The sequence below is a fragment of the Streptomyces sp. NPDC002690 genome (assembly GCF_053592415.1).
The window spans coordinates 1-10,766 of record NZ_JBSFVR010000261.1 but is presented as its reverse complement, the minus strand read 5'-3'; the positions used below and the strand labels follow the sequence as shown (position 1 = coordinate 10,766).

At 69.2% G+C, this 10,766-nt stretch carries 12 protein-coding genes and 2 pseudogenes; 4 read left to right on the top strand and 10 right to left on the bottom strand.

The genetic code is table 11. The annotated features are described in order from the left end of the window. Positions 1-337: 337 nt before the first annotated feature. Positions 338-1,225 (bottom strand): annotated as a pseudogene (locus tag ACWD3D_RS26375) (ISAs1 family transposase); the annotation flags it as partial. A 208-nt stretch (positions 1,226-1,433) separates the two neighbouring features. After that, positions 1,434-1,721: a hypothetical protein gene (locus ACWD3D_RS26370; protein WP_451463279.1), complete on the bottom strand. Its 288-nt coding sequence runs from the start codon at positions 1,719-1,721 to the stop codon at positions 1,434-1,436. Positions 1,722-2,472: 751 nt separating this feature from the next. Here ACWD3D_RS26370 and ACWD3D_RS26365 point away from each other — a divergent pair. Next, complete coding sequence (locus ACWD3D_RS26365) at positions 2,473-2,751, top strand: hypothetical protein (protein WP_451463278.1); 279 nt, start codon at positions 2,473-2,475, stop codon at positions 2,749-2,751. A gap of 685 nt (positions 2,752-3,436) precedes the next feature. Here ACWD3D_RS26365 and ACWD3D_RS26360 read toward each other — a convergent pair. The 3 genes from ACWD3D_RS26360 to ACWD3D_RS26350 all read right to left on the bottom strand — a co-directional run bounded on the left by ACWD3D_RS26360 (position 3,437) and on the right by ACWD3D_RS26350 (position 5,421). Then, on the bottom strand, positions 3,437-3,871 hold the full coding sequence (locus tag ACWD3D_RS26360) for a colicin E3/pyocin S6 family cytotoxin (protein WP_451463277.1): 435 nt from the start codon (positions 3,869-3,871) through the stop codon (positions 3,437-3,439). 107 nt (positions 3,872-3,978) lie between these two features. Continuing rightward, positions 3,979-4,398: a hypothetical protein gene (locus ACWD3D_RS26355; RefSeq protein WP_451463276.1), complete on the bottom strand. Its 420-nt coding sequence runs from the start codon at positions 4,396-4,398 to the stop codon at positions 3,979-3,981. A gap of 501 nt (positions 4,399-4,899) precedes the next feature. Continuing rightward, entirely contained in the window at positions 4,900-5,421 is a 522-nt protein-coding gene (locus ACWD3D_RS26350; protein WP_451463275.1) for a hypothetical protein, read from the bottom strand. A 126-nt stretch (positions 5,422-5,547) separates the two neighbouring features. On the opposite strand from ACWD3D_RS26350, the gene ACWD3D_RS26345 reads away from it, so the two are divergent. Then, positions 5,548-6,231: a hypothetical protein gene (locus ACWD3D_RS26345; RefSeq protein WP_451463274.1), complete on the top strand. Its 684-nt coding sequence runs from the start codon at positions 5,548-5,550 to the stop codon at positions 6,229-6,231. Positions 6,232-6,331: 100 nt separating this feature from the next. Beyond that, complete coding sequence (locus ACWD3D_RS26340) at positions 6,332-6,658, top strand: hypothetical protein (RefSeq protein ID WP_451463273.1); 327 nt, start codon at positions 6,332-6,334, stop codon at positions 6,656-6,658. Between the two features lie 52 nt (positions 6,659-6,710). Here ACWD3D_RS26340 and ACWD3D_RS26335 read toward each other — a convergent pair whose 3' ends face one another. From ACWD3D_RS26335 to ACWD3D_RS26315, 5 genes are all read right to left on the bottom strand, one after another. Next, entirely contained in the window at positions 6,711-6,923 is a 213-nt protein-coding gene (locus ACWD3D_RS26335; RefSeq protein WP_451463272.1) for a hypothetical protein, read from the bottom strand. Positions 6,924-7,000: 77 nt separating this feature from the next. Beyond that, complete coding sequence (locus tag ACWD3D_RS26330; RefSeq protein ID WP_451463271.1) at positions 7,001-7,921, bottom strand: hypothetical protein; 921 nt, start codon at positions 7,919-7,921, stop codon at positions 7,001-7,003. A 236-nt stretch (positions 7,922-8,157) separates the two neighbouring features. Beyond that, the gene (locus tag ACWD3D_RS26325) at positions 8,158-8,469 is read right to left on the bottom strand and encodes a hypothetical protein (RefSeq protein WP_451463270.1); all 312 of its coding nucleotides are present in this window, start codon (positions 8,467-8,469) and stop codon (positions 8,158-8,160) included. 282 nt (positions 8,470-8,751) lie between these two features. Continuing rightward, the gene (locus ACWD3D_RS26320) at positions 8,752-9,354 is read right to left on the bottom strand and encodes a hypothetical protein (RefSeq protein WP_451463269.1); all 603 of its coding nucleotides are present in this window, start codon (positions 9,352-9,354) and stop codon (positions 8,752-8,754) included. Beyond that, positions 9,351-10,598, bottom strand: coding sequence for a DUF7224 domain-containing protein (locus ACWD3D_RS26315; protein WP_451463268.1), 1,248 nt, complete (start codon positions 10,596-10,598; stop codon positions 9,351-9,353). Before ACWD3D_RS26315 ends, ACWD3D_RS26320 begins: the two co-directional genes overlap by 4 nt. On the opposite strand from ACWD3D_RS26315, the pseudogene ACWD3D_RS26310 reads away from it, so the two are divergent. Continuing rightward, positions 10,583-10,766: pseudogene (locus ACWD3D_RS26310) on the top strand (hypothetical protein); the annotation flags it as partial. The gene ACWD3D_RS26315 and the pseudogene ACWD3D_RS26310 sit on opposite strands and share 16 nt — an antisense overlap.

Genomic DNA, 10,766 nt, shown 5'->3' with positions numbered 1-10,766 from the left:
CGAACTCCACGACGCCTTCGTCTCCCTCGCCTGCAGCCTCATCTGCTACCGACGCCTCAAGAAGACCCGACCATGATCGTGTTACGAGCTCTAAGAGCTCGTAACACGATCTTGCTGAAGTGCGCTGGTGGGGCGTAACCCAGGGCTTCGGCGCAGTCGGCTCGCGTCCGTTTTGTGATCACGCGAGGCCGAGGAGTGCGAGGAGGCGGCGGGCGTCGCGCGCGTTGCGGCGGAGGCCGGAGGCGATGTTCTTCACGCCGTTCATTCGCAGGGCGCCGACGGCAAGGTTGCGCCAGGTAGCCATAGCGCGGGGTGCGTTGCCGGTCCGCAGCTGGGAAGCGTCCTCTGCGAAGGTGGTGTCGCGGACGTGGTGCAGGGCCTCGATCTTCCAGTGGTCGCGGATGAGCTTCGCGAGCTGGGTGGGAGTGGCCTGCTCGGAGGTCAGGCTGGTGACCGCGTAGACGGTGGCGATGGTGGTCTTGCCGGTCTTGCGGTCGGTGCGCCGACGCTTGATCTGCATGGCCTGACGGGCGCCGGGGAAGAGCAGGTTGCCCGCGGTGGCGACCTTGATGCGACGGATCTCGGCGCGGCCGTGGCTGGCGCCGTGGGTGCGGCCTTGGAGCGGGATGTCCTTCCAGGGGAGGGACTTCAGCTGCTTATGCAGGTTCTTTTAGTTGCCCTTGACGATGGCGATGTAGTGGGCGCGGCGGCCCAGGAGGCAGGCGGCGTGCTCGCGTTGCGTGTGGAGCGCGTCGCTGGTGACCACGGTTCCGGCCAGGTCGGCGACGCTGTCCAGCAGCGGCTGGAAGCGCCTGGTCTCCCCAGTCTTCTCGCCGACGTCGAGCTGGGCCAGGACCAGCCCGGTGGTGTGCTCCACCGCGGCAAGCAGGTGGATCTTCCGCCCCCGAGCCTTGGCCGCGCCGCGCAGGGACTTGCCGTCCACGGACAGTCCGCGCAGCCCAGCGCTCGCGGGCTGACGGTCGGCGAGCCATCCGCCCACCGCCCGGTCCAGGGCGTCTCCGTCGATGCGGGTCAGCAGCCGGCGGACCGTCGCCTCGGCCGGGACCAGCCGCCGTGGCAGCACCGGATCAGGCCGCACTCCGAGTCGCTCCAGCACCTGCGGTGGCGTGTCCGCGATCCACTCGCCGACCGCCAGCAGCAAGGTCGCCCCGGCGAGCACCGCGCACGCTGTCAGCGCGAGGACGACGGTCAGCGTGTGCCGCACTCCGCGCGGATCGCGCGGGTCCGGCACCTGGGCCAGCCGCTCCAGCAGGCCGGGCACCTCCCCGGGTCCGACATCGAGTTGCTCACGGAGCTGGTCAAGGGCGAGCTCGGGATCTCGGATGATGCGTCGGCAGGCACGGTCTTCCAGGCAGGTCACAAGGGCGTAGAGCACTCCATGATCACGGAACCTTCCCGGCATCGTCCCCAGGTCACATCAACGCCGCAGCCTTGCCTGCCGCCCAGGCCCCCCAGACATGAGGCGTGTTCGGCATGTCAGGGCGGTCAAGGAGCCAGAGCACATACCCTGCCTGGCACTGAGCCCACGGACTGCCCGAATCGGCTGCCCGATCGAGCCTGCCGCGCAGGTCAGCGCTGTCGACAGCCCGGGCAACCCGCACGTACTCGCGGTCCTTGCAGCGATATGCGCGGAGGACGATGATCTCGACCAGATCGGTGAGCTTCGCCCTGATCGCCTCCTCCTGGTGGGCCAGGGACATACCCCGGATAAGACTCTGCTTCGTACCCCACGCCTTCGCATGCTGCGTCCACTCCCGCGGGTATCTCGCTTCCCACTCCAGGAAGAGCAACGCATAGGGCAACCCCGGCCAAGTCGCCAGATCCCCGCTCGCAGGGCGATCCCACAGCCCGTCAGGCAGCGAACGTCTCTGCGCTCGGTGATACCTCCGACGCGCCTGAAGAAAGGCCCGCTCCCGGTACTGATCCTCCGCTCCCAGGGGCAACGTCAGCCGCCACATCTCGTTGGACCGACCGAGCGCGTCCGCGACCTGCCTCCGTGCCTCAGCCAGATGGGCAAGCGCTGCGGTCCTCGCAGCCGGATCATCCGCTATCAGTCCGAACGCCCAGCCCAGCCGCTCATCCCATGCACAAGCGTCGTCCGCACCGGCACCTGTACCTGCCTCTTCAGCCACGCAGGAGATCATCCCCCAGCACAGTCGGCTCGCTCCACCTGACGGTGCTGGCAGACGCAACAGCCCCGAGGCCCAACGTCCGTGAGCAGGAAACCGTCTGCTCGCCCTCCTTCAGCTCACCTGATCACGAAACGGACGCCCCCCGACTACGCCGACGCCCTGCCCGCCACCCCGGGTGGCGGTGGCCGAACGCGCGAGCGGCCCCACGGGTCCCCGGCCGGCCCCGCAGAGACCTGGCGAATCGACTAAGGGGTGACGGAGCTCGCGTGGCATGGCACTGTCATCTGACCCTGTTCCGGAACCAGCATGGAGGTCTGTTATGAGCTTGATGTTTTTAGTTGCCGTGGTTTTTGCTGTTGTGTGGTGGCTGATCGCCAGAGTGCCGCGGCGCACTCCCTCCGCAGCCAAGGGATGGGGAATGGGAGTTTTAGGAGCATCTGTTCTTATCGTTCCGTTTTCCTATCTTTTGAGCTCAAACATAGAAGTATCGGCCACTTACACCGGCCCGTCACCTCAGAACATCCTGACGCTCGTGGCGGCGATTGCCGTTGCGCCGGGCGCCATCACGGCCCTCGTCCGGATCGGGAAGAACGGATAAAGCGGACGGCACTGCGCTGGGCCTCACGAGAAGAGCGGCGCGAACGGCTCCCCCGACCCGCCACCCACCGGTCCCTGGGCGTCACAGTCTCGCGGTTCCGTTTCGGGTCCCGTTTCGGGTCCCGCACCAAGTCCCGGTTCAGGTCCCGTTTCGGGTCCCGCAGCACGTCGGCGGCGCCACATCGAAACCCCAGGTCAGCGCCCCGGACAAGGGAGGTCGCGGGCCGCCGACTACTTCCCTGGGAGGCCTCCTGCGGGGCGTACCGGCCCGGTCCCGCCGGGTCCAGGGCCGCTCCTCGCGACAGCCGCTGTACGCCGATCTGACGGGTAGACAAGCACGCGAAGCTCCTGGTGGACACGGGTGATCTTGGTCGAGAACCCGTCTACCAGGAGCTTCGTCGTCGCGCAGGACCGTCCAACTCTTTGTCAGCACCGCAAGGTTGGAAACAGCTCAGAGAGATTCGAAAGACTCCCGCCCGAGCAGATACTCGGACTCTACCGGTGATACTTCCAGCCCAAATCGACGCGAGAGCTCAATAAGAGCATCCCCAGAAATATCGTAGAGATCAGCACTCCCAAGATCGGGCAACCCGAGCAGTGACGATGCATCGCCACCAGACAACCCATCCAGAATGTGGCGCCTCAAGAATCGGCCCGACTCCCGGTCGAATTCCTCCATTACCCACCTATGCATCAACGCCCCCCAGTGCGCGCCCTCGAATTGACTTCCCATTGTTTCCAGGGAGCTGATATCCCTTATTCGGATCGAATCCCCTCATCTGTTTAGCATTCTTCTTTCCGTTGGTCCACATCCCGATCGTCCCATGCTGAGAATCCCACTCGAGAATCCGACCATCTGGCAGGGACCAGCGAGGACGGTAGCCACCGCCTTCCTGGACGGCCTCGGGGCCGCGTGGGGACCGCGCATCCGCCTCAACCGGTAAGCCGTCGGAACAAGGGGCGGGGCCGAACAGGAACCCCCTGTTCGGCCCCGCTGATGTGCGGTCAACCGAAATTGAGCGTCTCCGCCGCGAAGCGGGCCGGAGACAGGCTGGGCAGGGGGCAGCAGGACGCCATCCGGACGGGCGGCCTTCCAGCAGTTGGTACCGACCGGCAACCAAACGACCCGCACCGACCCCAGGCGTAGGGGTTGAGGGGTTCCGTCCAGGTCAGCACCCATAGCAGCAGTCGGCGTGGCAGTACCTGCGGCAGGGGCCGAACGGCCCGACTACCTCTGCCCGGCGCGCTCCGCGACGCCGAGGCGGACGTCGGGCGGGGCGCGGGCCGGGGCGTTCGAGCGGGGTATCACTGCGCTCACCCAGTACGCGGAGCGGGAAGGGACGGTGGTCGTGGCGCGGTCCTGGGCAGCTTCAGCAGCTGGCGGGGGGGGTCTGGAGTGGGCGCAGGTGGAGCCGGAGGCGGCGTCGTGAGCGGCGACGGCGTTGAGGAGGCGCGGGTCCGCCCGGCGGGCGTGGGTGCGGGCCGAACTGGTGCTCACCATGGTGCTGGGGGCCCCGGATGTGCGGCGGGCCGCGGCGTTGGTCGAGGAGGTTGAGCGCCGTGCCGGGGCGGAGCTCGCGGAGGAGTTGAAGGTGTTCCAGGACCGGTACGCGTACGCGGTTCGTACGGGAGACGTGGGGCTGCTCACGGGGACCTGTGGGGGAAGCACAGGCGATGGGGGCGGGCCTGTGTGCTGGGCGCCGGTCATGAGGCCGGAGTGCGGCTCTGGGGCGCCCCGCCGCAAGGGTTGGTTGCCGGGGTCGGCGGTGCACCGGACGATGGCTGAGGCTCTTCTGAGGGGTCGTCCGTGAGCGTGCATCGCACGGGAGTACGGGCGGGGTCACGAACGCGGGTCGACCACCGGGTTCGGCTCGGCGTCGGGGATCCGGCTGGCCACGGCGCGTTCCGCGCGCTGGTGGTCCGCCGGCTCGCTCCGGGACGGCGGTCTGAGGGTGGCGTCACGGGTGACGCCACCCGCCCCGCCCGGCGAGGCAGGGACTTCGCCGGGCGGGGCGGGTACGGGCACCGGCAGCCGGTGTTCTGGTGTTACGGCTGTGCGTGCTGGTTGTGGAGGCGGTGGAGCGCGGCGCGCAGGCATGCCTCCTCGTCGGTCGGAGGTCCTCGTGGACTTCACCACCGAGTGGGCGGGTTACCGGCTCCGGCCGGCTCCTCGGGAGGGGGCGGTGGGGCGGCGGTGGGCGGGGACGGCTGGTTCGGTGGGGGCGGGTCGGGCAGCGGTGGCCGCAGCGGGTGTGGTGGTGGAGCGGGCGCGGGCGGCGGCCGGGGAGACGCGGGGGCGGTCGGGGACGGGTGTGCCGGGCGGGGCGGTCAGGGTGTGGAGGGTCGCGTCGACGAGGCGCTCGATGAGCGGGGATGACGATCCGGTGCGCGGGCCGTCGGTCAGGGCCTTGAGTCCGGCGAGGCGGGCGCGCAGGCCCGGCTCGCCTTCGGGGCCCTGGGCGAGGGTTTCCATGCGCAGGGCCAGCAGGGGCCAGATGCGGGCGCTGACGAGCAGGCCGCTCTCCTGGCCGGGGCCGAGGGTGTCCTGGAGGAGGGTGACCAGACGGGTGTTGGTCTGCGGGGTCACGTCGAGCTGGGCGAGGGCCTTCGCCCGGTCGGTGAGGTCGAGGTCGTGCGGGACGGCCAGGCCCTCGGTCAGCGGGCCCCACACCTGGCGCGCGTCCCGGCTCGCCGCCGAGACCCCGACCGACGGCGCAGCACCGGCTCCGGTGGCTGGAGCGGCGGGTGCGGCCGGGGTGCCGGGTCCCGTGCGGGCGCCCTGACGGCGCCCGTGCGGATGGACCAGTGGCAGGCCCTAGACGCGGTGCTCGCCGCCTACCGAGCCACCCGGACCTTTATTCACCCGGTCGGGACCAGCGGCGATGTCACCGGGCTGGCGGCCCTGATCGAGCCAGCCATCGAAGACGGCTTCCTACGCGAGCAGTCCTTCCTCAACACCCTCCGGCACGCCGCGGCACACCCGCAGGACTACCCTGGCCCATTGTTCGACGCGGAGACGGCTGCCGTCGTCATCGCACGGATCGACGGCCGGGAGGCCACCACCGACCCCGCCAGGGAGCCCGTGAGCGAGGACGACGACGAACCCGGACGAGCAGCCGCCTGCGAGCGACTGCACCGCATCGCCCCCACTCTGGTCCGCAAGCTCGGCGGCCACCGCGCGCTCATCATCGCCGATGGCCTCGACGATGATGCACTCGCCGCCGTTGAAGGCCTTGCCTACAACGGCGATGTCGCCCGGCTGAAGGCCTCCGACCCGCTGATCGTGCCGCTTCTGGACCGCTTTGTCAGGGAACTCTCCGGCCACCAAGAGTTCACAGGCGATGTCCGCCAAACCTTCAGCGCCCTGGTCGAGCAAACGCTGTTGTTCCTCAAGAGTTCGCTCCGACCTGACGCGCACCAGCCTCTTCGGAGCCGGCAAGAAAGACGATCCGCCGTCCGATTACCGCCGCAAACCACCTAAGGACCACAGGAAGGCCGTCGAAGCGGACCTGCAACGCGACTTCCACGGCTGGCTGCAAGCCGGGCCGCTGCACAACATCGTCTTCGTCGAGCCGACTGACATGGGAATGGGCCGCGCCGACGTCCTGGTCCACTTCGGCTCACTGCGCTACCTCACCGAGATGAAGCAGGACAGTGACGACAACACGCGCGCCCACATCGAGGCCAAGTACCTCACGCAGGAAGCTGAGTACACGAACACCAACGCACCCTTCGGGCAGCTAAGCGTCCTCGACCTCACACCGAAGAGCGGCACCGGAGGGACCCGCCGGATCAACGAACTCTCCTGGCTGACCACCCATCGGCCCCAGAACGCCGACACGGACCGCCGCGTACTGGCTGGCATCGTCACAGGCAACCGCCTGACCCCCTCCGCCTACTCCAAGTAGCAACACGCTGTAAGGAGACACGTGCCGCTTTCGGTCACGCTGCCCGTTGCCCCTACGGCCGGAGAGACGACGTGGTCCGTGACGGCGCTGCCGTCTCCGTCGGGGGCGACCGCCAGTTCGACGGCTTCCACCTGCAGCACACGGCCTGCCGCAGGGTCACCGTGCCCGCGAGGAGATCGGTCGGCGCCGCCGGATCGGCCGTGATCCGGTCCAGCCGGGCCGTCAGACGGGCCGCGTACGCCGCCAGCTCCACGAGGGTTTCCATGATCGGCCAACGTGTGGTCGCGTAGGAGGAAACGGCGCGCAGCCGTGGTGTCGGGGTGGTGCCCTCCCGCGCCATGCTCACTCGAAGGCGGTGGCGTTCAGTTCTGCCATGCGCAGCTCGTAGCTCTTGTCGGCGGTGCGGCCCCAGTGGCCGTTGCCGTAGTGGACGGCGATTCCCGTGGCCGGGTCGAGGAAGTCCACGGTGCAGCTGTCGTGCTCGTGGTCGCACTGGCAGGTGCAACGCTTGTGGGTGACCTGCCAGCCGGCCCCCGTGGGGCCGTCACCGAGGCGCCGGATCAGCTCAGGGCAGGGCGGCCCGTCGGTGGCCTCCATCCGGTAGCCGCCGTTCGAGCTCCAGGCGCTGGTGGAGTTCACCGTCCCGGTGCCGGCCGTGGCCCGGATCCGGCGCAGCAGAGGTGAGAAGACCGGGCCGGGTGGGTAGGGCCAGTCGGAGTCAGCGTCGTAGGCGGCCCGTTCGTCGGGGGTCCAGTCGGCGTGCGGCTGGAGAAGGTGCTGGTCGTAGTCGCGGTGCATCCGGTCGGTGATGCGGTCCCACCAGCGGGCGGGGAACCCGGTGAGGGTGATCCGGGCGGGCTTGCCCGGCCGGTGGAGATGGATGCCGCCGTGGTCGCGGTGGTACCGGAGGCCGGGGACCCCCGAGATGAGGTCGCGGGGATCGCCGGAGGGCTCGCCGGTGGTGCGAGGGAGGAGAAGGTCAGCCCAGCACATGACCACGTAAGGCGTGTCGGTCACCCGGATGGTGAGCCGGTCATGGTCCGGGCGCAGGCGGACGATACCGAGCGGGTGCGCGGACAGGCCGCCTACCGCGCGGAGCTCGAGGAAGATTTCCGCCTCCAGCCGCGCCTGCTCCTCGTGGCGGGCGGCCGGGATGAGGAGCACGCTGTCGTCGTCCGGGAGGAGGGAGGCGAGGGCCTGGTGCAACTCACCAGTGCTGCGGCGCCGGTCGGCGGTACGGTCCACGGCCTTCGGTGAACTCATCGTGATCTTTCCACGCCGAACCGGCCCCGTACGGCCGACGGTCAGAGCGACGGCTGAACACGATGAAGAAACGGATGAGAGCGAGCTTCTGACCGGTCCTGGGCGAAGGATCAACGGGGCTGCTCCCTCGCGCGGCCGGGCACTCGCGGGCCCAGGAACGATGAAACGCCTCGGGCCGGGTGGTGGTCAAACCACCACGCCGCAGCAACTCCCAGTGGACCGACTGCGGCCGCCTGCTACGGGGCGGGGTGGGTGTCCCAGTCGCTTTCCGGACCGGTGGTGTCGTAGGCCCACGGGTGGCGGCCGTCGGCGACGGCCCAGTCGAGCGGGTAGCGGGCGGTGCCGCGCCAGCCGCACGAACACACCGCCCGGAGCTCAGCCGCGACCGGTGCGCCGAGCGTTCCGTCGTACACCCACCAGTCGGTACTCCGGTGCACGGTCGAACCGCTGCAGGCATCGAAGTACACCGGACCGGGCTCGGTACCATCGGCCAGGAGCACGCCGGGCCGGCCTTCGTGCTCCTGGCCGAACTCCTCGCACTTCCACATTTGGTGTTCCCTCCCCGGCGCCGGCCGCGTCCCGGAGCCACCCTGGCGGCCCGCGTCGAAAGCGCGGCGTGGCGAACGGTCAGCCGCCGACTACCAACGCACCGGCAAGTTGCCCCCGACCTTGCCGTACGAACTCCCGGCCAGCCGGGTGAATACCCGATCCGGTGAACAGGTTTCGCGCGGTGCGAGGGCCACCATGTGGGCGCCCGGCTCGAGCTCTGCACACCGCCCCGCCACCATCGTGTGGCCATGCTCACCTGGTTGTGCCGTTGCGTCGGGTTGTCAGGGGGCGGCGCGCCGCGTGCTCCGGCGCGGTGCAAGGCGTGTCGTAACGATGCCTACGGTGAGAAGAAGCAAGGAGGTGGTGGCGGCGATGGGGGATGCCGCTCCGTGCAGGGGCCAGGTCCAGGAGAAGGGGCGTCCTCCGGGGCCGAGGCCGATGAGTGCGCAGAGGACGGGAACGAGAGCGATGGTGATGGGGGCGTAGATGTGACCGGCGAGGTACTGGGCGATGAGCCCGATGCCCAGGTACCCGGCGAAGTTCCTCGCTGCGGCGAGGGGGGTGGAGGAGTCCGTCGCGTAGGCCACGCCGAGGCCGAGCGCGGTGGCCAGCAAGGCAGCGGCTGTCAAGACGGCTGCCTGGTAGCGGTTAACGGGTCGGACAGCGGTGGTGTAGTAGACGTGAGGTACACGGTTCAGCGTGTAGAGGGTGAGTGCTGCGGGGATGGCGGGGAGCACGAGAGATACGGGGATTCCTGAGCTCATGCCGCTGAGGAGCGAGGGGATCGGCAGGCGGGACCCACCGACGAGTGGTGCGAGGAGCATGGTGGCGGTGAGGATCGCTGCGGTGAGCGGTGTCGTGTGTGCTCGGTGCCACCAGTTCACGATGCGGCTGCCTTGGTGTAGGAAGCAGGATCCAGGTCGGGCAGGACGGTGCAGTCGTGGACGGCGCGCATGTTGCGTTCGTACCAGGCGTGTTGGGCGGCTGCGGGCAGGGTGCGCACGTGGTCGGCGAGGGTGATCGCTTCCTGGGGCCAGCGCTGCGCGAGATCGCTCTCGGGCACACCGCCGGTGAGGGAGAGCCAGGCGTATATGGCGATCGTGGCTTCGCCCCCGGGGTAGACGGCGCCTTGGTGGAGGGCGCAGTCGGGCACCTCGTTGGGCAGGGGGCTGGTGGCGACGTTCGAGGCGACGTTCGCTTGGTCGGGCTGCGGGTTCCCGAAGTCGACCCGCGATGCCGGGGTAACGCCGACAACTGCCAGGTGAGCGGCAGTCTCGTCGGCCCAGAGGCTGATGTCTGACCGTCGGGTGTTCTGCTCCGGCCACAGGCAGATCTGCGGCCTCTGTCCAGTGCAGGTGCGCAGCGTGGTGTCGCGGGCCTGGGTGCCCTGGCGGTCGAGCGGGACAGCCAGCGAGAGTGCCACAGCGGTGGCCATGGCGAAGCCGGTCAGCGACAGGAGCGGGCGCCACAGGCGGTGTCGTAGCACTGAGCTGAGAACCACGGTCGTCACGAAGCCGAGGGAGAAGGTGAGGGTGGCGGCCAGGCTGCGGATGGAGGGTTCCTGGTCGAGGCCGCAGCACTCGGTAACGCCTTGCCCGTTGAGGTGGCGCAGCCAGGGCAGGGTTCCGATCGCGGCCGGCCAGAATCCCCACAGGTATCCGAAAATCAGCATGGCGGCGGCGCCGAGGAGTTTGGGCATGCGGGCGCCGATGGACCAGCCCAGGGCGATGTGGGCCAGGATCACGCTGTAGGAGACGGCGAGGATCGCCGGATTGGGGAGGCCGGACGGGGAGGCCACCGAAGTCAGCATGACCGCGAACGGAGCGATCATCGCGACCAGACCCAGTACGGCGATGGGGCCGAGGTGCAGAAACGCCACGCTGTGCTTTCCGCGGGCTGGAGCCAGAGCAGGGATGCCGCCCTGCTTGATTCGGGCCGCCTCCCAGGCGGCTCCCGCTCCGCACGCGGCGCTGATGAAACCCAGGACCAGCGTGGTCTGAGAGCTGATGGAAGGCCAGTAGGAGATGGTGGACACGGTGTTCTGGGCGCTGAACCACACCAGCACCGGAATCAGGATGAGTGCGGCCCAGGCAGCAGGCCCCGAGCGCAGAAGTGTCGAGAAGCGCACGACTCAGACCTCCCCTCGGACCAGGCCGCGGTAGGCGCTTTCCGCACGCCGATCGTCCGGGGTGCCGACGGGGGCCCCAGATTCCCCGGTCGCTCCACGAACTCACCGTCGGCCAACTCGCCGCGCGCAGCGGCGCCGCCGTCTCCGCCCTGCACTTCTACGAGTCCA

Excerpts from the sequence above, each read along its gene's own strand:
- ACWD3D_RS26340 (WP_451463273.1), top strand. The coding sequence starts at position 6,332 with ATGGGAATGGGCCGCGCCGACGTCCTGGTCCACTTCGGCTCACTGCGC.
- ACWD3D_RS26330 (WP_451463271.1), bottom strand. The coding sequence starts at position 7,921 with ATGAGTTCACCGAAGGCCGTGGACCGTACCGCCGACCGGCGCCGCAGC.
- ACWD3D_RS26370 (WP_451463279.1), bottom strand. The coding sequence starts at position 1,721 with ATGTCCCTGGCCCACCAGGAGGAGGCGATCAGGGCGAAGCTCACCGAT.
- ACWD3D_RS26325 (WP_451463270.1), bottom strand. The coding sequence starts at position 8,469 with ATGTGGAAGTGCGAGGAGTTCGGCCAGGAGCACGAAGGCCGGCCCGGC.
- ACWD3D_RS26345 (WP_451463274.1), top strand. The coding sequence starts at position 5,548 with ATGGACCAGTGGCAGGCCCTAGACGCGGTGCTCGCCGCCTACCGAGCC.
- ACWD3D_RS26335 (WP_451463272.1), bottom strand. The coding sequence starts at position 6,923 with ATGGAAACCCTCGTGGAGCTGGCGGCGTACGCGGCCCGTCTGACGGCC.
- ACWD3D_RS26365 (WP_451463278.1), top strand. The coding sequence starts at position 2,473 with ATGAGCTTGATGTTTTTAGTTGCCGTGGTTTTTGCTGTTGTGTGGTGG.